This is a genomic window from Mycobacterium sp. DL (assembly GCF_039729195.1).
GTDB classification, from domain to species: domain Bacteria; phylum Actinomycetota; class Actinomycetes; order Mycobacteriales; family Mycobacteriaceae; genus Mycobacterium; species Mycobacterium hippocampi_A.
The window spans coordinates 4,756,561-4,780,684 of record NZ_CP155796.1 but is presented as its reverse complement, the minus strand read 5'-3'; the positions used below and the strand labels follow the sequence as shown (position 1 = coordinate 4,780,684).

Below are 24,124 nucleotides of genomic sequence, written 5' to 3'. Positions count from 1 at the left end.
GCTCTTGCATGTACCCACGTTCGTCGTAGGCTCGTGGGCGATGTGCGCACGCGCGAAGTACAGCGAGTCCCGATGAGCCCGTCTCCGGCGCGGAACGGGTCGATGCGTGCTGCCGACACCGACCGGATCCAGGTGGCTCAGCTGCTGACCGATGCCGCGGCGTCGGGCACGCTCGGCGTCACCGAGTACGAAGACCGCTTGACCAAGGCTTACGCTGCGCAGACCTACGCCGAACTCGACCGGTTGTCCGCCGATCTCCCGGGCGCCGTCACTCGGGGTCGCGGCGGTCCGTGCCACCCCGCGCCGTCGACCCTGCTGCTGGCCATCCTCACCGGCTTCGAACGCCGCGGACGGTGGAACGTCCCGAAGCGGATGACCACCTTCGCGCTGTGGGGTGGCGGGGTCGTCGACCTGCGCTACGCCGACTTCACCTCTCACGACGTCGACATCCGGTCCTACTCGATCATGGGCGGGCAGACGATCCTGGTGCCACCCGAGATCAACGTCGACCTGCGTGGTGTGGCGGTGATGGGCAGCTTCGAACAGAAGGTCAGCGGCGAGGGATCTCCAGGTGCGCCGTGCGTCCGCATCCGCGGCTTCTCGCTGTGGGGCAGCGTCGGCGTCAAGCGCAAGAACCGCAAGGACGCCAGCTGACACAGACTGACCCCGCCTACCGCCGCCGTTTCGCCCCGAGATAGTCGCCGACCACCGCGGCACCCAGGCCGTCGAGGTCGGGCACCACCACCCGGCCGCCCACCCGACGCGCGACCTGATCGATGAACCTGGCCAGACCCGGATCGCTGCCGAGCCGGAAGATCGTCACCTGCGCGCCCATCTTGGCGACCTCGTCGAATCCCCTCACCGTGTGAGCGATCGTCCGCGGGTGCGGCGGGTAATCGAAAAAGACGGAAGAACTTCCGTTGCCGTCGAAGTCCTCGAGATGCGCTGTCGGCTCACCATCGGTGACGATCAGCACGACCGGCTGCGCATTCGGATGCCGGCGCAGGTGCCGGGTGGCCAACGCGAGCGCGTGGTGCAGGTTGGTGCCCTGCTCGTAGACACCCTCGAGCCCGGTCAACTCGGCGGCCGTCACGGTGCGGGCGTACCGGCCGAACGAGACGATCTGCAGTGCGTCCGAACGGAACCGGGTGCTGACGAGGTGGTTGAGCGCCAACGCCGTCTGCTTCATCGGCAGCCACCGGTTCTCCATCACCATCGAGAACGACGTGTCGACCAGCAACGCCACCGCGGCCTGCGTGCGGGTCTCGGTCTCGGAGATCTCGACGTCCTCGACCGTCAATCTGATCGGACCCGCCTGATCGCCGGTTCCCGCTTCACGCAGCACCGCGTTGGTGAGGGTGCGGGTGACGTTCCACGGCTCGGTGTCCCCGAACTGCCACGGCCTGGTGGCACCCGTCAACTCGCCCGCAGCGCCGGCGCGGCGGGTGTCACGCTCGCCGTGCCGACCCGAGAGTTGCTGCGCCACATCACGTAACGCCGCCTGCCCGAGCTGACGCATCGCCTTCGGCGACAGTCGCCACTGCCCGTCGGCGCCACGGTCCAGGAAGCCCTGGTTCACCAGCGCGCGTTCCAGCTCGGCCAAAGTGCGCGCGTTCACGGCGGCCTCGTCACCGAGTTGGCGCGCCAGCATGTCGAGGTCGACGTCGTCCATGGTCGCCCCGGCGTAACTCTGCGAGAGCTGCTCGGCGAGCTGTTCGAGTTCGGCGATGTCGGCCAGCGCCTGCGCGCCCTCCCCCATGCCCAGCGGGTCGCCGCCGGAGAACCGCTGCGAGCCGTCCCAGTCCTCGCCCGGTCGAGCGGCCTGCAGATGCCCGTCGAGGCGGTTGAGTGCGTTCATCAGCGATGGTGACCCGAATGCCTGCTGCGACAACGCATCGAGCTCGGCCCGTTGCTGTTCGGAGAGGCTGTTGCGGAACCGCTGAGCGGCGGCCGCCCGGTTGGCGAGCGAGTCCAGCAGCTCGTCCATGTTCTTCGGATTCTCGGGGAAGAACTCCCCGTGCTTGGCCATGAAGTCCTCGAAATCCTGTTGCGAGTCTTCACCTTTGGCGTGCTTGTCAAGCAGATCGTTGAGATCGTCGAGCATGTCGTTGACACGCTGACGGTCCTCGTCGGTCGCGTTCTCCAGCGCCTGCTTCATCCCGGCGAACCGCTGGTCGAGCATCTCGCGGCCGAGCAGATCCCGGATCTGTTCGTACTTCTCGCGGGCCTCCTGCGAACGCCAGTCGTAGTCGGCGAGCTCCTGGACGGCTTTGGCCGGAGACGGCGACAGCGACTCCATCTGCAATTCCCCGAACCGGGCATCGTCGTCGAGCGCACGCGCCAGTTCCTTGCGCTCCGCGAGCACCGCCTCATCGAGCAGCTTCTTGATGTCGGCCAACGTGCCGTCGAGGTTGTTGCGCTGCAATAGTTCCCGCCTACGACGGTTGGCCTCGGCGGCCAGCTTGTCGGCACCCGGCATGTTCGCCGACCCGCGCCGGAGCAGTTCCGACAGCGCCCGTCGCGGGGAGGTGCCCTCCATGACGTCCTGCCCGATCGCCTCGAGTGCCTCACGAAGGTCGACCGGCGGAGCCAGCGGATCGGGGCCGCCGGTATAGGTGGAGTACCGGGTCGTACGCCGGGACGCTTTAGCCATATACGGTTTCGCCTTCGTCGGAGACCTTGTCGATTCGCTTCGCGAGGTAGAGCGCCTCGAGCGCCAACTCGATCGCCGCTGCCCGCTGGCCGTCGGTCTGGGCCTCGAGCCGCTGCTGGATCTCGGCGACGGCGGACACCTCGGGAAGCGCGGCGAGCACCTCTCGGGCCGACACCCGTGCCCCGGTGGTGACCGGCGAGCCGTGCTCGATGGCGGTGACGATCGGGCCGACGTCGATCCCCCCGAGCAGCCGCTGCGCGGTGTCGGCGGTGGCCCGGCGCAGCAGGTGCTCGAGGACGGCCTGCTCGCGTCCCTCCTCGCCGGACTCGAACTCCAGCTTGCCGCGCAGCACGTCGATCACCGTGCCGAGGTCCACCACCCGTGCCACGGGCTCCTGTTCGCCGAGCACCGCTGCCCGGTGCCGCGCGGATGCTGCCACGGTCTCGGCGGCCGCGATCGCAAACCGTGCGGACACCCCGGATCGCTGGTCGATCGAGTTCGATTCGCGCAGGCTTCGGGCGAACCTCGCCAGGATCTGCAACAGGTACTCGGGCACCTCGGCGGCCAGGTGGGCCTCCTGGTTGATGACGCCGATCTCGGCCTCCAACTCCAGCGGGTAGTGCGTGCGGATCTCGGCGCCGAACCGGTCCTTGAGCGGGGTGATGATGCGGCCGCGGTTGGTGTAGTCCTCGGGGTTGGCGCTGGCCACGACGAGCACATCGAGGGGTAGCCGCAGCGTGTAGCCGCGCACCTGGATGTCGCGCTCCTCCATCACGTTGAGCATCGCCACCTGGATGCGCTCGGCGAGGTCGGGCAGCTCGTTGACCGCGACGATGCCGCGATGCGCGCGGGGGATCAGGCCGTAGGCGATGGTCTCCGGGTCACCGAGGCTGCGGCCCTCGGCGACCTTGATCGGGTCGATGTCGCCGACCAGGTCCGCCACGCTGGTGTCCGGGGTGGCGAGCTTCTCGGTGTAGCGCTCGCTGCGGTGTCGCCAGGCGATCGGCAGATCCTCACCGGAGTCCGCCGCCCGGCGGATCGACTCCGGGGTGATCGGGCTGTACGGATGCTCGGCCAGTTCCGCTCCGGCGATGACGGGGGTCCACTCGTCCATCAGACCGGTCAGCGCGCGCAGCAGCCGGGTCTTGCCCTGACCGCGTTCGCCGAGCAGCACGACGTCGTGCCCGGCGATCAGCGCGCGTTCCAGCTGAGGGATGACGGTGTCCTCGAAACCGAGGATGCCCGTCCAGACGTCACGCCCTTCCGCGAGCGCGACCAGCAGATTCTCCCGCATCTCGGCCTTGACGCCGCGTTCCTGATGTCCGGATGCGCGCAGCTCGCCGACGGTGCGTGGGAGGTCGTTAGGTGAAGTCACCACTCCACGCTACGACTGCTGTCGAGTTGCGGCACGGCTGGCCATCCCGGCAGGGCTCGTCAGACGGCCTTGGTGACGCCGTAGTAGGCGACGATGTCGTCGGTGTCCGTGGTCGAACTGGTCAAAATGGCGTACGAACGCAGGAACGACTGGCCGGCGCATCCGTCGATCATGATGTGGACGTCTTTGACGGTGACTCGTGTCGACGTGCCGCTGAACTCCTTCTCCAGCACCCTGACCTGCTCCACCCGGCCGGGCAGGAGGACGACCTCGACCGACCCGCCGATGCCGATACCGATGTCGTCGTCCAACGCCAACGACAGCGAGTCCACACCGATATCCCCACTCAGCGAGACCTTGTCGAGGTTGATGCCGCAGCCGATCTGATAACCGACCTCCAGAGTTCCGCCGCCCAGTTCGGTGCTGCCCGAACCCTCGATGACACCCGAGAAGGTGCCCGCCGTCAGATACTCCCGCGACGAGAGCGCGGTGGTCAGCGGCGGCACCGCCACCTGGGATTCGTTCGTCGCGGCCAGCGTCAGCGTCCAGCCGTCGGGGGTCGTGACGACCTGCGGCGGAGCGGACTGGACGAGACCGGGGTCCGGGGGCGGGGCCGGGGCCGGATTGGCGACCGGCTCCGCAGGCGGAGCCGGTGGCGGGGTGGGTGGTTGCGCCGACGCGAGTGGTGCCGTCCCGGCGGGGAGCAGCACACACACCACCGTCAGCGCGATGAGTCGAAGAACCATGGTTGCCTGGAGCCCTTTCGCCATGACGATCAGACGACCTTCGTCACGCCGAGATAGGTGACGACGTCTTCGGTGTCCTCGGTCGAGACGGCCAACGTCGCGTACGAGCGGATGAACGACTGACCGGCACACCGATCGAAGTTGACGCGCAAACCGGTTACGGTGACTCGTGTTTCGGTGCCCTCGAATCTCTTCGCGGCGACTTCGACGATATTCACTTCCCCCGGGAGGAGATCTATCCCGCCGCCGAGTTCGATGTCGGCGTCGAGGACGTCGAAGGGGACGTTCACATCAAAGCCGCCCCCGGCCTCGATTCCGATTTCGTCCGCCAGGATCCCGCAGCCGATCTGATACCCGGCCTCCAGGGTTCCCCCGGTGAGCTCCGTGGAGCCCTCCCCCGTGACGTTCCCGATGAAGGTGCCGCTGACCAGGTACTCACGCGACGAGACCGCGGTTGTCAGCGGCGCCACAGGTACCTGGGATTCACCGACCCCCTGCACCTCGACGTGCCAGCCGTCGGGAGTGTCCAAGATCCCCGGGGCTCCGGAAAGTACGGCACCGGAAGGCGGAGCCGATAGAGGATCGGCGACCGGCTCGGCAGGTGGCACCGGAGGCGGCGGGACCGGCTGCCCTGCAGCGAGTGGCGCGAACCCGGCCGCGATCAGCAGGCAGGCCGCAGTCAGGGTGACCGATCGAAGCAACATCATGGTGTCGCGCCGTCCCGTCATCGCGGCCTCCCCTCGTCGCGCAGTCGCGGGAATCGCACGGTGAGAATCATCAGGCGCCCGGTGACACCAACTATAAACGGAGCGTCCGCACCGTCCGCCGACTCTTGCATCGTCCGTTGCTCGGTATTTGCGGGCGCGTTGCGGAATCCGGGCCATGACCCGAATGCGCTTGCAATACGGTGATAGTCGTGAGATCGGGGTCGTCACACGTGGTTCGGCAAGCGCGGGCCGCTGCGCTCGTGGTGCTCGGTCTCTCGCTGAGCGGAGCTGCCATCGCCTCTGCGGAACCCGGTCAGCCGCCCGCCCCCGCGTCGGCGGTCGCGTGTGAACGATTCGCCGGGGCATGGCGTGTCTCGTCGGCCTACTACAACGCGTTCGCCTACTCGATCGCCGGTACCGGTGCGTACGTGGACTATCAGGACCCGACAGTCAGGGGCAACAACGTGGACGGTCGAACCGCGCTGCGCAAAGCCGCCGCCGAGGCGCTGAGCGCATCGGGGACGCCCGGTCTGGCACCGGAGATCGCGGCTCCGATGCGGTCGTGGTCACTGCGCGCGACGAAGCTGCTGCTCGCCATGGGACTCCACGGGAACGGCGACACTCTCAACGCTGCGGCCACCGAACTCAACATGGACGCCACCGATACCAAGATGGCCTGCGCCCAAGCCGGAGCGCGCACCTGAGGCCACCTCGCTGACGGGTCTACGGAACGGTCGTGCCGCCGGCGCCGGGCGCGAGGCCGGGTGTGTCGGTGACGTCCTGCTCGAACCACTGTTGGCCGAGGTCGCCGGGGGAAGGACTCGGCGTGAACAACGCCGCGCAGGCGTTGGTGATGGGATCCAACTGTTCGCCGTGCGGGCATTGCGCCATCGGGGTGCCTGTTGCCCGGTTCGAACCGTCGAGGACGACGATCGTCGGCGCGACGGCGAACGCGGCAGCAACTCCGGCCACCGCAACCAACCGACGCGGAGAAATCGCCGCCATAGCATGCTCCCCTGTCTCTGACACTGCCGGGAGTCTATCGAAATGGGCCCTCAATACTGCGGATTCGGACGGATCGTCCCTGCCTGCAGGGTTGGTCAGTGCGCGAAGTGACGCGCTCCGGTGAGGTAGAGCGTGACGCCTGCTGCCTCGGCGGCGGCGGTCACCTCGTCGTCGCGTACCGAACCTCCGGGATGTACGACGGCCTTCACCCCGGCCCGCATCAGGGTCTCGAGGCCATCGGGGAACGGGAAGAATGCATCGGAGGACGCCACCGCCCCCCGGGTTCGGTCGCCGGCCCGCTCGACCGCGAGTCGGGCCGCGTCCACCCGGTTGACCTGACCCATGCCGACACCGACGGTGGCGCCGTCCCTGGCGACGACGATCGCGTTGGACTTGACCGCCCGGCATGTCCGCCAGGCGAACACCAGATCCGCAAGCGTCTGCGGATCAGCCGGAGAGCCGGTCGCCAACGTCCAGTTGGCGGGATCATCGCCGTCGGCGTCCACCGCATCCCGCTGCTGGAGCAGAAGGCCGCCGCTGATCTGCCGGAACTCGGCGCCTCCCGACTGCGGCTCTGAGGCGACGAGCACGCGGATGTTCTTCTTGCGGGCAAGCACTTCCACCGCGCCGGGCTCGTAGGCGGGCGCGATGATCACCTCGGTGAAGATGCCCGCGACGGTTTCGGCCATCTCGACGGTGACCTCGGTGTTGGCCGCGATCACCCCGCCGAATGCCGACAGCGGGTCACATTCGTGCGCCTTGTGATGGGCATCGGCCACCGAAACCGAGGACACTGCGATGCCACACGGGTTGGCGTGCTTGATGATCGCCACGCAGATGTCCTCGTGGTCGAACGCCGCACGCCACGCCGCATCGGCGTCGGTGTAGTTGTTGTAGGACATCTCTTTACCGTGAAGCTGCTCGGCCTGCGCCAGTCCCGGCCACGCACCGTCGTCGCCGTAGAGCGCGGCCTGCTGGTGCGGATTCTCGCCGTAGCGCAACACCGCGGTGCGCCGGTACGTCGCGCCCAGCCATGGGGGTAGCGACGCCGGCGCCTCCCCGCCTTCGGGAGCCAGTACCGACTCCATCCAGGACGCCACCGCCACGTCATAGTCCGCGGTGTGCCGGAATGCCAACGACGCCAGCTTCTTTCGCTCATCGAGGGTGAATCCGCCGGCCCGCACCGCGGCCAGGACCCCGTCGTAACCGAGCGGATCGACAACCACCGCGACGCTCGGATGATTCTTCGCGGCCGCGCGCACCATCGAGGGACCGCCGATGTCGATCTGTTCCACACACTCGTCGACGCCCGCCCCTGAGTTGACGGTCTCAGTGAACGGGTACAGGTTCACCACCACGAGTTCGAATGCGGCCACACCGAGCTCGGCGAGCGCCGCGACGTGCTCGGACTTGCGCTGATCGGCGAGCAGTCCGGCGTGCACATGGGGATGCAGGGTCTTGACCCGGCCGTCGAGCACCTCGGGGAAACCGGTGACATCCTCGACCGGGGTCACCGGAATCCCGGAATCGGCAATGGTTTTTGCGGTCGAACCGGTGGACACGATGTCCACGCCCGCCGCGTGCAGACCCTCCGCGAGCGCGACGAGACCCGTCTTGTCGTAGACGCTGATCAGTGCACGGCGGATCCGCCGCCGGCCCTCGTTCTCGCTCATCCTATGGTCGCCTTTCGTCCCGTCCACGTCACGCCGCCAAATGCCAACGCCGCCAGTACATCCACCAGCAGGTCTCTCTCGATCACCTTGATCCGTTCGTGCAGAGTCGCCTCGTCGTCGCCGTCGAGCACAGGGACAGCCTGCTGGGCGAGGATCGGCCCGGTATCGGTGCCCGCGTCGACCAGGTGCACCGTGCAGCCGGTGACCCTGACCCCGTAGGCCAGCGCGTCACGGACCGCGTGCGCGCCGGGGAATGCGGGCAGCAGCGCAGGGTGGGTATTGACCACCCGCGCGGGAAATCTCGAAAGAAAGCTGGGCCCAAGGATTTTCATGAATCCGGCTGACACCACCAGGTCAGGCTGGTGCGCAGCCGTCGCCTCGGTCATGGCAGCGTCCCAGGCGGCCCGGTCCGGATGGTCGCCGAGCGGCACCGTGAACGTCGGCACCGACGCGGCGGCGGCGATGTCCAGAGCGGCGCACGTGCGATCGGTTCCGAGCGCCACCACCCGCGCGGGATAGTCGCCGACGGCGGATCGCAGCAGTGACGCGAGCAGCGAACCGGCGCCGGATGCGAGCACCACCACCCGCGCCGGCGCACTCGGGGGCACTCGGACCGCTGGCTGCACGCCTGAGAGCCTAATGGGTGGCTAACCGGCGGTTCCTCCGCGGTGGCCGCCTTCGGAAGAGTCCGCGTCGTCTACGACGAAGTGCTCCTCGGGGTCCAGCTCATCCAGCGGTGGCACGTCATCGAGCACCGGCGGCGGCACGGGCTCGGCGTCGACCACCGGCGCGCGTTCGGACTCGTCGTCGACGACCATCTCGACGGTCACCGGGTCGATGTCGGCCGGGTCGATCTCGGAGGTGCCCGGGTCGGACTCGTCGAACTCGTTCTCGGAGCCGTCCGCCGGTGCATCGACGTCGGCGGCGACCTTCGGACGGCGCACCCGCGGCCGGAATCCCCCCGACATCGCCACCGTCAGCGCGCCGATGCCGGCGAACCATACGAAGACCCCGGGTGCGAACGTCGTCTGATCGACGCCCACGTCGCCGAAGTTCCCCAGCTCTCCCCCGCCGGCCACTGCCAGCAGCGCCATCGCCGCGGCCGCAACGGCCGCCGCGACGACCACCTTCGCCAGCGCGGACAGCACGGGCAGCGGATGTCGGGCGCACTGCTGCCCGACGGCGACTCCGGACACCGCAGCGACGATCAGCAGACCGACCCACGCCGGCCCGAGCGGCGGGGTCGGCACGGCGGCCAGCACCGGCAGCGCCGGGATGTCGCCGCCGAAGACAGTGAACGAGCTGAACGTCGCAAGCCCCACATGAGCGCTGGAGCCGACCGCCACCGCTGCCGCGCCGACCATCACGTTGGGCAGATAGAGCACCGACAGCACGGTCAGGCTGAACTGGCCGAACATGGAGTCGGTGATCGAGTACAGCTCGTGCATGGTCGACCAGTGGACGATCAGCGATCCCGCGACGATCGCGCCGGAAAGCCCCATCAGCGTGATCACGCCCACCGCAGCTGCCCGGAAGGCGTCGGGCACCCAGCGCGGGAGCGGGGACGCGAGCAGAAGCGGCCGGCCCACCCGGGAGCCCACGCCTAGCAGCGCCCCGATCACGTGCACGGTCAACACACTTCCGAATGCGACCAGCGCGTCCGGAGTCTGCAGTTCGGTCAGCACCGATGCGGCGTCGTGGATCACCGCCAGGCAGATCGCGGCGATCAGCATCGGCCCGCCCACCGCGGAGGCCACCACCCAGCGGGTGACGAACCACGAGGTGCTGGTGGTGGCGGCCGCCGTGGTGCGTGCGGTGCCGTAGACCATGAGCAGCACCGGGAACAGCGGCATCACGCCCAGCGCACTGCCGCCGATCGAGATCGGCACCTGGTGCACCCCCAGCCACATGCTGGCGATGGCGCCGAGCGCGCCGGTCATGTCGCTGTTGGCGATCAGCAGCTGCAGCAGCACCACCGCGGCGATGACGACCAGTGCGACCACGGACGGCCCGAACGCCACCCTGAGCAGGTCACGCGCCTGGCGTGTCCCGACTGGTTGGTTCTGCACGGGCTGGGCCGCTCCTCGCACACGCTCAGGCGCGCGACGTTCGCGCACGCGCGGCTCAGACTACGACGAGGACTGATCCGACTGGGAGGAAGAAGGCGCCTGGTGTTGCGTGGGCACCTGCGTCGTCGGGGTGTTGCTCGCCGGCGGCTGGCCGTACGTGGGGAACCCGGTCGGCGGGGTCGGCGGTCCGGACTGTCCGCCCTGTCCGCCCTGGGACACGGCGGGGAACCCACCCGTCGAGGGGCCGGTACCGGGGTAGCCGCTGCCGCCGTACTGCGAGGGGTAGCCCGGACGCTGCTGCGGAGGCCCCTGCTGGTGCGGGGGTCCACCGTGCTGAGGCTGTCCCTGCGGCTGACCGTAGTAGCCGGGGTACTGGCCGTACTGCTGGTGCTGGTCGTACTTGGGCCGTGACACCGGCGCGGTGATGACTCCGGCGTCGAGCAGCAGTGCACCGACGCCGACGATCGCCTGGATCGCGGTGAAGGCGATGAGCAGATACATGCCCCAGTCGATGGTGACGCCGCTCGGAGCGGTCAGCACGATCGAGATGACCAGCAGGAAGCCCAACAGCGACAGCACCCCGACGACCGCAGGGCGCGCCTTCTGCTTCGGCATCAGGCCGACACCGGCGATGAGTGCAGCCAGGATTGCGGCGGTCACCGCGATGTCGATACGGAACGGCGTGATGAAGAACTCGGTGCCCGCGCTGAACTGGGGGCCGAGACCTCCGACAAAAACGAAGAGGCCCAGCACCGCGACGGCCGCGGCGAGGTACATGGGCAGCTTGGTCGGGTCCGTGCCGGCCGAGTCGGACTCAGGGACCTTGCTGAACTGCTGCGTGGGTGCGGAGAACTGGGCGTTCGGCTGCTGCGCGGGCGGGTAACCCGAGCCTCCGGGCGCGCCTTGTGGGTACGACATGACCTCTCCCTGTGCTGTGCGGGCATCGGATGGACGGTGACGACGTGGTCTGACTTCCAGCCACGGACCGCCTGAGCGATTCGATGATCCACGCTAGCGCACCCGTGGGCACCGCCGTCACGCCTCGGCACCTCGGCGCGGCACTCACAGGCACCCCTCAGGGAACCGATGCGGACACGAGCGCCGGTGAGTCGGTCGCCTCCCTGTCCGAATGCTCGATTTCGCGAACGAGCGGCAGCACCCGCGAGCCGAAGTACTCGATCTCCTCCTGGAAATGCAGGAAGCCGCCGAGAATCAGGTCGACTCCGCGCCTGCGGTAGGCCGCGATGCGTTCTGCGATCTGTTCGGGGGTGCCGATCAGCTGAGTCCGGAAACCGTCGTTGTACTGCACCAGATCCTCGAATGACGAGTCGGCCCACATGCCCTTCCTGTCCCCGGTGGAGTTGCCGGCCTGCTGAACAGCGGAACGGAATCCGTCCACGGCGGGCCGGTTGGCCTTCTCGATGATCTCCCGCAACGTGTCCTTGGCTTCCTGCTCTGTGTCCCGGGCGATGATGAAGCCGTTGAGCCCGAACTTCACCTCGCGGCCCGCGGTGCGGGCGTGATCGCGGACATCGACCAACTGCTCGGTGACGCCGTCGAAATCCTTGCCATTGGAGAAGTACCAGTCCGAGTGGAGCCCGCCGTTACGGCGGGCCGCGGTGGAATTGCCGCCCTGGAAGATCTCCGGGTTCGGTCGTTCGGGCGTGTTGAGAGGCTTCGGCTTCAGGGTGAAGTCGTGGATCCGGTAGAAGTCACCGCGGTAGTCGACGTCGTCCTCGGTCCAGATCTTGCGAAGAACCTGGAGGAATTCGGCGCTGCGACGGTAGCGCTCGTCGTGCTCCAGCCACGGCTCGCCCAGGTGGGTGAACTCGTCCTTGAACCACCCCGACACCACGTTGACCGCGAAGCGGCCACCCGACAGGTGGTCGGCGGTGGCGCCGAGCTTTGCCAGCACCGCGGGCTGCCACAGACCCGGGTGGACGGCGGCGATGACCTTGAGTCGTCGGGTGGCGAGCAGCAGCGCCAGGCTGAAGCTCGTCGATTCGTGCTGGTACTCGGCCCCGTAGCTGGCCTCGTAGCGGACCTGCGACAGCGCGTACTCGAAGCCGTTGTTCTCCGCTGTCTGCGCCAACTTGGCGTTGTACTCGTAGTTCCAGTCGGTCCGCTGCTCGATGTCGCTGGTCACCAGGCCGCCGCTGACGTTGGGCACCCAGTAGGCGAACTTGATCTGGTCGGAGATGCGTTCGGTCGTCATGGTGGCCATCGAATCAACGGTGAGAGCTGCCGTCGCGGGTATCACTCGCGCTGACGAAAACCGCCCAACGACAACGGAATCGTCTTCCGGCAGGAACCCGCCTTGCGCCGGCGGATTGGAACACGTTCTAATTCTGGGTATGGACTTTGGTTTGGTGTTGTTCACCTCTGATCGTGGGATCACCCCGGCCGCGGCGGCCACACTGGCCGACGAGCACGGCTTCACCACGTTCTACGTCCCCGAACACACCCACATCCCCATCAAACGCGACGCCGCCCACCCCACCACCGGCGACGAGACCCTGCCCGATGACCGCTACATGCGCACCCTGGACCCCTGGGTCTCCCTGGGCACCGCCGCCGCGGTCACCACCCGCGTGCGACTGTCCACCGCGGTGGCCCTGCCCGTCGAACACGACCCCATCACCCTGGCCAAATCCATCGCCACCCTCGACCACCTCTCCGGCGGACGGGTCTCACTGGGCGTGGGCTACGGCTGGAACACCGACGAACTCGCCGACCACAACGTGCCCCCCGCCCGGCGGCGCACCATGCTGCGCGAATACCTCGAAGCCATGCGCGCCCTGTGGACCCACGAAGAAGCCGAATACCACGGCGAGTTCGTCGACTTCGGCCCCTCCTGGGCCTGGCCCAAACCCATCCAGACCCACATCCCGGTCCTCGTCGGCGCCGCCGGCACCGAAAAGAACTTCAAGTGGATCGCCAAATCCGCCGACGGCTGGATCACCACCCCCCGCGACATCACCATCGACGAACCCGTCAAACTCCTGCAGGACACCTGGGCCGCCGCCGACCGCGACGGCACCCCCACCATCGTCGCGCTCGACTTCAAACCCGACCCCGACAAACTGCTCAGCTGGAAAGACCTCGGCGTCACCGAAGTCCTCTTCGGCCTACCCGACCGCAACCCCGACGACGTCGCCCGCTACGTCGAACGACTCGCAGGAAAACTCGACGGCCTGGGGTGAGCTAGCGCAGGACCGCGCGGTTGCCGTTATCTGTGCTGTTGACAACAACTTTCGCGCCCAAGGGGTCACCGTCGGACATCAACGACACCAACTCGGGGTTCTCGGTGGTCGCCATGAAACGGGATCCGTCGGCGTCCAGGCGGCCGACGATGATGCCTGTCCGCACCGGCCAGTCGTAGCGCACCGAGTAGGTCTCGATGGTTCCTGGGCCGTCCACGGTCTTCGTCACCGGCACCGTCGGAAGGGCGGCGATCTGCCCGGTCAGTTCGGCACTGCGGGAGGTGCGCCATTCGACCGGTTCGGTCGAGTACACACCGACCGAATACTTGCTCATGATCCCGCCGTTGGCACCGACGAAACCGAATCGCCCCGGGTGGTCGCGCATCTGCTCGACGGTCTCGGCGATGCCGTGCAGTGCATAGCTGTTGCCGGGGCCGCCGAAGTACGGGAGACCACCGGTGAGGGTCAGCCCGCGAGGGTCGTTCGCGGCCAACCCGAGTGCCTCACAGATCACGAACACCGGGAAGGGAAAACAACTGTAGAGATCGAAGGTGGCGATGTCGTCGACACCGACCCCTGCGACCCGCAGCGCCTCATGGGCGGCCGCTACCGAAGCCGGACCCGCTCCGAGGTCGGCCCGCGACAGCAGGCCCTGTTCGATCAGGTCCGAATGCCCGTGCAGGTACACCCACTTCTCCTCGGGCACACCGAGTCTGCGCGCAGCCGCCACGGACATCAGCACCGCGGCAGCACCCTGGTTCACGGTGTCGCGGGCGACCAGTAGCCGGGGATAGGGGTCACAGATCATCCGGTTCTCGTCTGTGACCGTCTCGATCTCCTCGACCGAGCGCTCCACCGGGGACGACGAGAACGGGTTCTTGGCAGCAACTCTCGACATCGGCGCGAACAGTTCGGCCATCTGGTGTCGGTATTCGCTGACACTCAGCCCCAGACGGGACCGTCGGGCGTTGTCGAGAAGACCGTACTGCACCGGCGCACCGGTGAGCCCGTGCTGGACGGTGTACTCGTCGATGTAGCTGAATATCTGGTGACCACGATCCTCGAGCTGGCCGGCGACATCTTCGGTGAAGTCGGGCTTGTCGGCTCTGCCGGCGAAATACTTTGCGGTAGAGCCAGGCTCGGAGCCCATGATCATGACGACGTCCGCGTCCCCCGCGACGATCGTGTTGCCGGCCTCGGTGACGAGCTTCTGCGGACTCTGTCCGCCCACTGGTTCCAGGACGACACGGGCCGGATCACCGCCGAGGCGGTTCATCACCGATCGCGGGTAGTTGTTCGACTTGCCCAAGGTCGCCGGCATGGGTCCGGAGATCTCGAACTGCCGCAGGCCGAAGACGGTGTCGACAGCCTCGGCGACCAGCGCCTCGTCGGCGCCGGTGTCCGCCAGCGCCGCCCGAGCCGCCGCCGTGGCGAGGTCCACCGCAGACATCCCGCGGTAGGCAGGGTCGTCGATCCGCTCGGTGAACTGCCCGACACCGACGATGACCGGGGTGCGTGGATCAACCGCCATGCTGTGTGTCCTCTCGACTGTCCGCTCTTCGCCCGAGCGGCTCATCGCAGTTACTTCGAAAGGCTAATAGAACACGTTATCGTTTGGCGAACTCACAGATACACGACATCGACGACGTACAACTGAGTAGATGTACGTCCGAATTGACGTATTCTTGTCCGATGAACTGGCAACCGCGCCCGATGTCCCTTGTCGTCGGTGGTGTCGTCCCCACCGAAGACGTGGTCGGTCGCGTCCGCGAGTCGAACGACGTCCTCGCGGCCCTGGTGCATTCGGGGGCGGTCCTGGTCGGAGACCGGCGGCATGGCAAGACCTCGTTGTCGCGCCTGGTGCAGCGGATGGCCGCCGAGCAGGGCGCCGTCGTCGTGGCCGTCAGCGCCGAACGGGAGAGTTACACCGAGTTCGTGTCGGCGCTGATCTCCGAGTTGGCCCGACTCGACCCGTCCTGGTCGAAGGAACTCGCCAAGATCCGACTCACCCTCACCGCAGGGCCGGTCCGCCTGGAACGCGACGCCCGCGCCGCCGCGACACTGGACGAGTTGCTCGACAATGCGATCCGCCGGGCCCGCGGCCACACGCTGGCGCTGTTCATCGACGAGGTGAGCGTGCTGGCCCGCAACCTGGAGCGTGCGGACCCCGGGTCCGGCGACACCTTCCTGCACCTGCTCCGCCGGGTCCGCCAGGAGAATCCGGGAAAGGTCGCGACGGTGCTGTCCGGATCGATCGGATTCCATCATGTGTCCGACGACGCCCCCGCCACCGTCAACGACATCCCGAAGATCGCCGTGGGCCCCATCCGCTCCGACCACGCGACCTACCTCGCCGAATGCCTACTCCTGGGCAGTGCCACACCGACCACCGACCAGCACGCCGTCGCGGCCGCGATCGCCTCGGCCGCCGAGAACGTGCCGTATTACATCCAGCACCTGGTGGCCGCCGCCAGGAAGTCGTCGTACGACACCCAGGTCGCGGCCTACCCCGAACTCGTCGACCTGCTGGTGCTGGACGCGATCGAGAGTCCCTACGACCCTTGGGATCTGCGGCACTACCGAGATCGGCTCCCCCACTACTACGGTGCGGACGCACCCGCCATCGGCCGCCTGCTCGACATCTACGCACACACGAACCGACCACTGGACGTCGACACCGTACTGATGCGACTCCGCAGCGAAGGCAACCCGATCACCGACAGGGCGCAACTGGTGTCGTTCATCGAACGGCTGACGCTCGACCATTATCTGGTGCGCGCCGGGGATGCCGACCAGTTCTCCTCACCGCTGCTGCAGCGTGCGTGGAAAGCCATGCGCCGGTGACCATCCCCGCACTGTTCACACCGTCGGCGATGTCGTTGACCGAACTCGAGGCGTTGACGGTGGGCCGCTCCGACCTCCTGCAGGCCCTGACACAGCGCATCATCTCCTCGGCACGCGACGGTTCACGACCCCACACCCTGCTGGTCGGGCCGCGCGGGTCGGGAAAGACACACACCCTGCACGTCACTCTCGGTCGGGCGCTGTCCGACACCTCGACGGCGAAACATGTTCTGCCCGTGCTCATTGCCGAGGACTCACTGGCCATCGGCTCGTATGCCGACCTGCTCGTCGAGATAGCCCGCGCCATCAGTTCAGAACTGGGCGAGGAGGCCAGGACGCTGCGACGCGGGAGGGACCCGGTCGGAATCGAGGGCGCCGTGATGCAGGCGGCGGCAGGTAGGACGATCCTGCTGGCCATCGAGAACCTCGACCGGGTGTTCGACGGCATCGGGGAAGCGGGCCAGGGCAGCCTGCGCGCCTGGGTCGAGACAACCACGGCTGTCCTGGTATTCGCCACCGCGCCAACACTGTTCACCGGTGTCTCGTCGCGCGAATACCCCTGGTACGGATCATTCATGATCGAGCGGATCGCCGGGTTGAGTGTCGACGACGCCGTCGTCCTGCTGGACCGGGCGGCGCAGCGGCGCGGGGACACCGACCTCGTCGCGTTCCTGCAGTCGGCCCGAGGCCGCGACCGCGTCGCGGCAATCCGCGACATCGTCGGAGGGACGCCACGGACGTGGCATCTGCTGGCCCAGTGCGCCGACGCCGGCAGCCTCGACGCGCTCACCCCGGCCGTCGAGGCGCTACTGGACCGACTGGCCCCGCACTACCAGCAGCAACTGTGGCAACTCCCCGCGGGCGAGCAGCGCCTTGTCGTCGAACTGGCCCGCGGCCCCGGCGCACGGACCGTCTCCGATCTAGCTGCCGCCGTGGGCGTGTCGAATCAGTCGGCGTCCGCCGCGCTCGGACGCCTTGCCGCCGACCAGTGGGTCACCTCGTCGAAGGCCGACGAGGACCGCCGCACCTCGTGGTACGACCTCACCGACCCGCTGCTGCGCAACTACCTGCACTACCGCGGTAGCTGACCCGCGCGACGAGCGCGCGCATTTGTACGCCTGCGACGGTGTGTCGCCGCACAAACGCGCGCGCTCGCGGTGCAAGACGCAAGGTGCACCTAGCTCAGGTTTTCGAAGATCTCCCGGGCGAGCTTCGCGGTCTCCGACGGCGTCTTGCCGACCTTGACGCCTGCGGCCTCCAGGGCCTCCTGCTTGGCGGCGGCGGTGCCCGACGAACCGGACACGATGGCGCCGGCGTGGCCCATCGTCTTGCCTTCCGGCGCGGTGAAGCCCGCGACGTAGCCGACGACCGGCTTGGAGACGTTGGCCTTGATGTAGTCGGCCGCCCGCTCCTCGGCGTCGCCGCCGATCTCACCGATCATCACGATGACCTTGGTCTCGGGATCCTTCTCGAACGCCTCGATGGCGTCGATGTGGGTGGTGCCGATGACCGGGTCGCCGCCGATGCCGATGGCGGTCGAGAAGCCGAGATCGCGCAATTCGTACATCATCTGGTAGGTCAGGGTGCCCGACTTCGACACCAGCCCGATCGGGCCCTTGCCGGTGATGTTGTTCGGCGTGATGCCGACGAGCGACTCACCGGGGGTGATGATGCCCGGGCAGTTCGGGCCGATGATCCGGGTCTTCTGACCCTTCTCCACGTTGTAGGCCCACGCATAGGCGCTGTCCTGCACCGGGATTCCCTCGGTGATGACGACCAGCAGCGGGATCTCGGCGTCGATGGCCTCGATGATCGCGTCCTTGGAGAAGGCAGGTGGGACGAACGCGATCGACACGTCGGCGCCCGTCTCCTTCATCGCTTCGGCGACGCTCGCGAACACCGGAAGCTCGACGTCCTTGCCGTCCTTGTCCTGGTGCGTGACGGTCGTGCCCGCCTTGCGCGCGTTCACGCCGCCCACGATCTGCGTGCCGGCCTTGAGCATCAGCTTGGTGTGCTTGGTGCCCTCCCCGCCTGTGATGCCCTGGACGATGACCTTGGAGTCCTTGTTCAGAAAAATAGACATGGCAAGTGCCCCTTACTTGTTGGCCAGCTCGGCGGCCTTGTCGGCGCCGGCGTCCATGGTCTCGGCCTGGATCACCAGGGGATGGTTGGCCTCGGCGAGAATCCGCCGGCCCTCCTCGACGTTGTTGCCGTCGAGCCGCACGACGAGTGGCTTGTTGGCCTCGTCGCCGAGGATCTTCAGTGCGCTGACGATGCCGTTGGCCACCGCGTCACAGGCGGTGATGCCGCCGAACACGTTGACGAACACGCTCTTGACCTGATCGTCGCCCAGGATGACGTCCAGGCCCGCGGCCATCACCTCGGCCGAGGCGCCACCGCCGATGTCGAGGAAGTTGGCGGGCTTCACGCCGCCGTGCTTCTCGCCGGCGTACGCGACGACGTCGAGGGTCGACATGACCAGGCCCGCGCCGTTGCCGATGATGCCGACCGCGCCGTCGAGCTTGACGTAGTTGAGGTCGTTCTCCTTCGCCTTGAGCTCCAGCGGGTCGGTGGCGTCCTTGTCCTCGAACTCCTCGTGACCGGGCTGCCGGAAGTCGGCGTTGGCGTCGAGAGTGACCTTGCCGTCCAGCGCCAGGATCTGATCGTCCGGCGTCCGCACCAACGGGTTCACCTCCACCAGCGTGGCGTCCTCGCCGACGAAGACGTCCCAGAGCTTGGCGATGGTCACGGCCGCGGCGTCGAGCACCTCGGCGGGCAGGTGGCCCTGCTCGGCGATCGACCGGGCGAAGGCCTCGTCGACACCCTTGACGGCGTCGACGGACACCCTGGCGAGCCGCTCAGGCTTGGTGGCGGCGACCTCTTCGATCTCCACGCCGCCCTCGACCGAGCACATGGCCAGGTAGGTCCGGTTGGAGCGATCGAGCAGGAAGGAGATGTAGTACTCCTCGGCGATGTCGCTGGCCTCGGCGACCAGCAGCTTCTTCACCACGTGGCCCTTGATGTCCAGACCCAGGATGTTCTGGGCGTGGGTGAACGCGTCATCCGGCGTCGCGGCGTACTTGACGCCGCCGGCCTTCCCGCGGCCGCCGACCTTGACCTGCGCCTTCACCATGACCGGCTTGCCGATCTCCTCGGCGATGGCCTTCGCGTCCTCGGCGGAGTCGGTGACCCGGCCGGGCGTCGTCGGGACGTTGTGTTTGGCGAACAGTTCCTTCGCCTGGTACTCGAAGAGATCCATGGACCCACTGTCTGTCTGTTGTTGTTATCCGCAGTCGCTGCGACTCTCCCGCCCGCCGGAATTCACCTAGGTGTTTGGTCCCGCCGGGCTCGGGGAAACTTTATCGACACGAACGCAGACCCTTGTCACCGCCCACCGCTCATGTGGTGGATCTCACCGCCGGCCCATTCGTGATTCAAGTCACAATCTCCGGCGCAATAAGCGCTCGGGTTGCCACTTTGATTGGAATTTGGTTAACGTCCTCTGGTCTAAGTAACGGTGTGATCACGACGACAAGGACTTTTCAGGTTGCCTCAGCATCGTTCGCCTCGGCCCTATGAGGGATTGTCAGCGAACGCCCGCTCCGTAAGGGTCGCTACCCGATTCACCGTCGCAGCTCCAGAGGCCGCCGAAGTCACCGACATCATCCCCTTCAACGAGTTCGGCGATCTGGCCGAACTCGACTTCCTGCCGCACGCCGCGTTCGACCGCGAAGCGCAGGTCATCCACGCTCCCGAACTCGACGACCTGCACGACACCGACGACCTCGTGCCGTTGCGTCTGGCCGTGCCCTCGGAGTTCCGCACCCAACCGCGTGCCGACCGTCGCGGGACCACCCGGGCGTACCGCGAGAGCCACACCGACGTCAGCGACGGGGCCGCGGCCACCGACGTGATCGACATGCGCGCGGGCAAGGGCAAGGGACAGCACCGCAAGACCGAGGTGCCCGTCCGGGGTCGCCTGATGGTGGCGGCGATGGCCGTCGGAGCCACCGCGGCCGGCGCCTACACCGTGACCAACGGTGCACCGAAGGCTCCCGCGGAGACCGTGCTTGCCGCCGATCAGACCGCGATGGGCGGCGGCGCCGTCATCACCGGGTCGGTGGACGGCATGCAGGTCGTGACTGTCACCCCGGCGGCGAACTCGGCCGTCCACGCCGAGGAGATCACCAAGGCCGCCGCGTTCGCCCAGGAGCGCGCCGAGCGGGAAGCCCGCCTGGTGCGGCCCCAGTTCGCGATGCCCACCCGCGGCGTGTGGACGTCGGGGTTCGGCTACCGCTGGGGTGTTCTGCACGGCGGCATCGACATCGCGAACTCGATCGGCACACCGATCCTGGCTGCCGCCGACGGCGTGGTCATCGAAGTCGGCCCGACCGCCGGATACGGCGCATACGTCAAGCTCAAGCACTCCGACGGCACCGTGACCCTCTACGGCCACATCAACACGTGGCTGGTCAGCGTCGGCGAGCGGGTCATGGCCGGCGATCAGATCGCCACGATGGGCAACCGGGGCAACTCGACCGGGCCGCACCTGCACTTCGAGGTCATGGTCAACGGCTCCGACCGGATCGATCCCGTCGGGTGGCTGTCCAAGCGGGGGCTGACCCCCGGCGGCTACGTTGGCTGAGTGGCCAGCGACGACAATCAGGCTTCAGACACACACTCTTTGCGCGAGCGCTCATCGGAACCAGAAACCCGGATCCTCCGTCGCGCTCCGCTGAGCGCGCCTTCTCAGCCGATCCCTTCTTCCCCGGAACACCCGACGGGCATCATCCGGCGGCACCCGACCGGTGAAATCCCCGCGCCGGTCGTCGACCCCCCGACGAGTGTCGTGCCCGAACTCCCGACATCCCTCATTCCCGCGGCCGATGGGCGCGACGACGTCCCCCGCGCCAAGCCCGTCGTCGTGGGACGGTCCCGAACCCCTTCGGCAGACCCGAAACCGGCCATCGCCACGGCGGTCGTGAGCATCCTGTCCGGGTGGGCGACCGCGGTGATCGCCACGGACCTCATCACCGGGTGGTGGGGAACGGACCTGTTGTTCTGCATAGCGATCGGCTTCCTGTCGGCGGTCTCCGCTGCGGGCACCATCGGCGGGGTGATCGCGTTGTTGCTGCGGCGACGGATCGGCCGACTGCTGATCGTGGTCGGATCGGTGGTCGCGATCCTGATCTTCGCCAGCCTGTTCGTCGCCGGCGCCAAGCTACCGGCGGTGGTTTATGCGATGCCGCTGCTGCCGTTGGCGTCCATCGGGCTGGCGATGCTGCCCGAGACCGCCCTCTGGGGCCGCACGGGCTCCTAGAGCTTGGCCACCGGGGCGTGGTTGTGCATCAGCTTCACCCGACCGGCACTGCCGAAGTCGATCAGCGACATGGCGGATTCGCCGACGCCGGACACCTCTTCGACCCTGCCGAGCCCGTACTTGTCGTGAGTGACCCGGTCGCCGGGTTCCAGCACCAGCAGCGGACGCTTGCCGGCCGACGACCGCGCCGGCGAGGGCCGGGGGGTGCCGAACCGACCCGCACCGCTGACCGGCGCGGAGAACGACGACGACTGCTCCGTGCGGCGCCAGTCGATCAGCTCCTGCGGGATCTCCCGCAGGAAACGTGATTCCGGGTTCAGCATCGGCTGACCCCACGACGAGCGGATCTTGGCGCGACTGAGGTAGAGCCGCTGCCGTGCGCGGGTGATGCCGACGTAGGCCAGCCGACGTTCCTCCGACAGCTCGAGTGGATCGCCCAGCGCCCGCATGTGGGGGAACATGCCGTCCTCCCACCCGGTGACGAAGACGACAGGGAACTCCAGCCCCTTGGCGGTGTGCAGCGTCATCATCGTCACCACGCCCGAGCCGTGCTCGGGGATGTCGTCGGCGTCGGCGACCAGCGACACCCGCTCGAGGAAAGCCGCCAGCACACCCGTGTCGGGGATGTCCTCGTCCTCGGGCTCGGTTTCCGCCAGCGCTTTGGCATTGGCCAGGTCGATGCTGAATTCGTGTGCGACGCTGACCAATTCGTTGAGGTTGTCGAGCCGGGCGAGGTCCTGCGGATCACTCGACGATTCCAGTTCGACCCGGTAGCCGGTGCGGTCGAGCACGGCCTCCACCAGCTCACCGAGGCCCTCGTCGAGTTTGCCCCGAAGCTCGTCGAGCAGTCCGACGAATCCGGCGATCGCCTTCTCAGCACGGGTGTTGAGCATCGGCACCCTGCCTTCGGCGGCCGCCACCAGGGCGTCGTTGAAGGTGGCGCCGGTGCTCTCGGCGTACACCGCCACACAGGCTTCGGCACGGTCACCGATGCCGCGGCGCGGAGTGTTGAGGATGCGCCGCATGCTGACCGCATCCCCCGGGTTGTCCAGCACACGTAGGTAAGCGACGATGTCGCGGATCTCCCGGCGCTCGTAGAAACGCACTCCCCCAACGACTTTGTACGGTATGCCGGCCCGGATGAAGACCTCTTCGATGGCCCGGGACGAATTGTTGGTGCGGTAGAAGACCGCGACGTCGTTGTAGGAGAAGTCGGTCACCGAGTCGGAGAGCGCGTCGATCTCCTGCGCGACGAACCTGGCCTCGTCGTGCTCGTTGTCGGCGACATAACCGACGATCAGGTCGCCGTCACCGGCGTCGGTCCACAGCCGCTTCTCGCGCCGCCCGGCGTTGCGGGCGATCACCGAGTTGGCGGCGTTCAGGATCGTCTGGGTCGACCGGTAGTTCTGCTCCAGCAGAATCGTTGTGGCGTTGGGGAAGTCGCGTTCAAAATCCTCGATGTTGCGGATCGTCGCGCCGCGGAACGCATAGATCGACTGATCGGCGTCACCCACCACGCACAACTCGGCCAGCGGCACCGTGTCGGTATCGGCGGCCCCCACGCCGACGAGTTCGCGCACCAACATGTACTGCGCGTGGTTGGTGTCCTGGTACTCGTCGACGAGGATGTGCCGGAACCGGCGTCGGTAGTACTGGGCGATCTGCGGAAAGGCCTGCAGCACAGCGACTGTCTCGCCGATCAGGTCGTCGAAGTCCAGAGCGTTGGCGGCACGCAGCCGCCGCTGGTACTCCCCGTACACGTCGGCGGTGATGCGCGCCAGATCGTCTGCGGCCTCCGACGCCTCAGCCGCCGCCTGCTCGGGCCCGATCAGTTCGTTCTTCAGGTTCGAGATGCCGTTGGACAGCACCCGCGGTGAATGCCGTTTGGTGTCCAGACCCATGTCCTTGCCGATCATCAGCAGCAGGCGTCGCGAGTCGTCGGCGTCGTAGATGGAGAAGTTGGAGTTGAGCCCAGGCAGCAGCGAGGCCTGGTTGCGCAGGATCCGCACGCACGTCGAGTGGAACGTCGACACCCACATGCTGCGCGCCCGGGGGCCGATCAGCGCGACGATGCGTTCACGCATCTCCGCGGCGGCCTTGTTGGTGAACGTGATGGCCAGCACCTGGCCCACACCCACGTCACGGGCGGCCAGCAGATAGGCGATGCGGCGGGTCAGAACCGCGGTCTTTCCCGACCCGGCGCCTGCCACGATCAGCAGCGGCGCACCCTCGTGCAGCACGGCCAGGCGCTGCTGCGGGTTGAGCCCTTCCAGGAGCTGCTGCTGATCGGTGTCGCTCGTGACAGGAGAAGCGGTCATATCCGCTCAAACCTACCGCCGCGCGGCGACACTCTTTGCGCTGGCACGGCCGGTAGTGGCACACTCATTGGGTGCTTACTGCGCAGCAGCGATTTTTTTACGGGTACCGGCCTGCGGTGCCCGTGGTGTAGCTGCTTCCCAGAGCCCCGCGGTCCGCTTCCGGATCCGGGGCTCGTTTCTTGTGGGAGGCCCGAAATCGGATGAGGCCAGG

The 24,124-nt window shown here is 67.5% G+C and carries 21 protein-coding genes; 7 read left to right on the top strand and 14 right to left on the bottom strand.

What is annotated here, in order from left to right; translation table 11 throughout:
- The first annotated feature begins 72 nt into the window (after positions 1-72).
- Positions 73-654, top strand: coding sequence for a DUF1707 domain-containing protein (locus ABDC78_RS22830; RefSeq protein WP_178360480.1), 582 nt, complete (start codon positions 73-75; stop codon positions 652-654).
- Between the two features lie 16 nt (positions 655-670).
- Here ABDC78_RS22830 and ABDC78_RS22825 read toward each other — a convergent pair whose 3' ends face one another.
- From ABDC78_RS22825 to ABDC78_RS22810, 4 genes are read right to left on the bottom strand one after another with little or no spacing between them, the layout of a single operon-like run.
- Positions 671-2,653 (bottom strand): VWA domain-containing protein, encoded by a 1,983-nt coding sequence (locus ABDC78_RS22825; RefSeq protein ID WP_178360481.1) that lies wholly within the window; start codon positions 2,651-2,653, stop codon positions 671-673.
- Complete coding sequence (locus ABDC78_RS22820) at positions 2,646-4,028, bottom strand: sigma 54-interacting transcriptional regulator (RefSeq protein WP_178360482.1); 1,383 nt, start codon at positions 4,026-4,028, stop codon at positions 2,646-2,648. Before ABDC78_RS22820 ends, ABDC78_RS22825 begins: the two co-directional genes overlap by 8 nt.
- 59 nt (positions 4,029-4,087) lie before the next feature.
- A complete protein-coding gene (locus ABDC78_RS22815) occupies positions 4,088-4,774 on the bottom strand; it encodes an MspA family porin (RefSeq protein ID WP_347133532.1) in 687 nt (228 codons plus the stop codon).
- A gap of 29 nt (positions 4,775-4,803) precedes the next feature.
- Positions 4,804-5,478, bottom strand: coding sequence for an MspA family porin (locus tag ABDC78_RS22810; RefSeq protein ID WP_178360616.1), 675 nt, complete (start codon positions 5,476-5,478; stop codon positions 4,804-4,806).
- Positions 5,479-5,711: 233 nt separating this feature from the next.
- Between ABDC78_RS22810 and ABDC78_RS22805 the strand changes: the two genes are divergently transcribed.
- Complete coding sequence (locus ABDC78_RS22805; RefSeq protein WP_178360608.1) at positions 5,712-6,185, top strand: hypothetical protein; 474 nt, start codon at positions 5,712-5,714, stop codon at positions 6,183-6,185.
- Between the two features lie 19 nt (positions 6,186-6,204).
- On the opposite strand, the gene ABDC78_RS22800 is transcribed toward ABDC78_RS22805, so the two are convergent.
- From ABDC78_RS22800 to sfnG, 6 genes are all read right to left on the bottom strand, one after another.
- Positions 6,205-6,486 carry a hypothetical protein gene (locus ABDC78_RS22800; protein WP_178360607.1) on the bottom strand — a complete coding sequence of 94 codons (282 nt, stop codon included), beginning with the start codon at positions 6,484-6,486 and terminating at the stop codon, positions 6,205-6,207.
- A 95-nt stretch (positions 6,487-6,581) separates the two neighbouring features.
- Entirely contained in the window at positions 6,582-8,159 is a 1,578-nt protein-coding gene (purH, locus tag ABDC78_RS22795; RefSeq protein WP_178360606.1) for a bifunctional phosphoribosylaminoimidazolecarboxamide formyltransferase/IMP cyclohydrolase, read from the bottom strand.
- On the bottom strand, positions 8,156-8,785 hold the full coding sequence (gene purN / locus ABDC78_RS22790; protein WP_178360605.1) for a phosphoribosylglycinamide formyltransferase: 630 nt from the start codon (positions 8,783-8,785) through the stop codon (positions 8,156-8,158). The genes purH and purN overlap by 4 nt, the downstream gene beginning before the upstream one ends.
- 21 nt (positions 8,786-8,806) lie before the next feature.
- Positions 8,807-10,228, bottom strand: a complete 1,422-nt coding sequence (locus ABDC78_RS22785; RefSeq protein WP_178360604.1) for a DUF6350 family protein — start codon at positions 10,226-10,228, stop codon at positions 8,807-8,809.
- A gap of 60 nt (positions 10,229-10,288) precedes the next feature.
- The gene (locus tag ABDC78_RS22780) at positions 10,289-11,146 is read right to left on the bottom strand and encodes a DUF5336 domain-containing protein (RefSeq protein WP_178360603.1); all 858 of its coding nucleotides are present in this window, start codon (positions 11,144-11,146) and stop codon (positions 10,289-10,291) included.
- A gap of 157 nt (positions 11,147-11,303) precedes the next feature.
- Entirely contained in the window at positions 11,304-12,443 is a 1,140-nt protein-coding gene (gene sfnG / locus ABDC78_RS22775; protein WP_178360615.1) for a dimethylsulfone monooxygenase SfnG, read from the bottom strand.
- Between the two features lie 139 nt (positions 12,444-12,582).
- On the opposite strand from sfnG, the gene ABDC78_RS22770 reads away from it, so the two are divergent.
- Positions 12,583-13,431, top strand: a complete 849-nt coding sequence (locus ABDC78_RS22770) for an LLM class F420-dependent oxidoreductase (protein WP_178360602.1) — start codon at positions 12,583-12,585, stop codon at positions 13,429-13,431.
- Between the two features lies 1 nt (position 13,432).
- On the opposite strand, the gene ABDC78_RS22765 is transcribed toward ABDC78_RS22770, so the two are convergent.
- Entirely contained in the window at positions 13,433-14,962 is a 1,530-nt protein-coding gene (locus tag ABDC78_RS22765; RefSeq protein ID WP_178360601.1) for an acetyl-CoA acetyltransferase, read from the bottom strand.
- 182 nt (positions 14,963-15,144) lie between these two features.
- Between ABDC78_RS22765 and ABDC78_RS22760 the strand changes: the two genes are divergently transcribed.
- Together ABDC78_RS22760 and ABDC78_RS22755 are read left to right on the top strand one after the other, a co-directional pair.
- Positions 15,145-16,275: an ATP-binding protein gene (locus tag ABDC78_RS22760; RefSeq protein ID WP_178360613.1), complete on the top strand. Its 1,131-nt coding sequence runs from the start codon at positions 15,145-15,147 to the stop codon at positions 16,273-16,275.
- Complete coding sequence (locus tag ABDC78_RS22755) at positions 16,272-17,363, top strand: MarR family transcriptional regulator (RefSeq protein WP_347133201.1); 1,092 nt, start codon at positions 16,272-16,274, stop codon at positions 17,361-17,363. The genes ABDC78_RS22760 and ABDC78_RS22755 overlap by 4 nt, the downstream gene beginning before the upstream one ends.
- A gap of 89 nt (positions 17,364-17,452) precedes the next feature.
- Here ABDC78_RS22755 and sucD read toward each other — a convergent pair whose 3' ends face one another.
- Both sucD and sucC read right to left on the bottom strand, forming a co-directional pair.
- Positions 17,453-18,358, bottom strand: a complete 906-nt coding sequence (gene sucD / locus ABDC78_RS22750) for a succinate--CoA ligase subunit alpha (protein ID WP_178360600.1) — start codon at positions 18,356-18,358, stop codon at positions 17,453-17,455.
- 12 nt (positions 18,359-18,370) lie between these two features.
- Entirely contained in the window at positions 18,371-19,534 is a 1,164-nt protein-coding gene (sucC, locus tag ABDC78_RS22745; protein ID WP_178360599.1) for an ADP-forming succinate--CoA ligase subunit beta, read from the bottom strand.
- Positions 19,535-19,858: 324 nt separating this feature from the next.
- Between sucC and ABDC78_RS22740 the strand changes: the two genes are divergently transcribed.
- Together ABDC78_RS22740 and ABDC78_RS22735 are read left to right on the top strand one after the other, a co-directional pair.
- Positions 19,859-20,920, top strand: a complete 1,062-nt coding sequence (locus tag ABDC78_RS22740; protein WP_256736267.1) for a M23 family metallopeptidase — start codon at positions 19,859-19,861, stop codon at positions 20,918-20,920.
- 39 nt (positions 20,921-20,959) lie between these two features.
- Positions 20,960-21,595 carry a hypothetical protein gene (locus tag ABDC78_RS22735; protein ID WP_178360612.1) on the top strand — a complete coding sequence of 212 codons (636 nt, stop codon included), beginning with the start codon at positions 20,960-20,962 and terminating at the stop codon, positions 21,593-21,595.
- On the opposite strand, the gene ABDC78_RS22730 is transcribed toward ABDC78_RS22735, so the two are convergent.
- The gene (locus ABDC78_RS22730; protein WP_178360597.1) at positions 21,592-23,913 is read right to left on the bottom strand and encodes a UvrD-helicase domain-containing protein; all 2,322 of its coding nucleotides are present in this window, start codon (positions 23,911-23,913) and stop codon (positions 21,592-21,594) included. The two genes, ABDC78_RS22735 and ABDC78_RS22730, sit on opposite strands and share 4 nt — an antisense overlap.
- Positions 23,914-24,124: the final 211 nt, after the last annotated feature.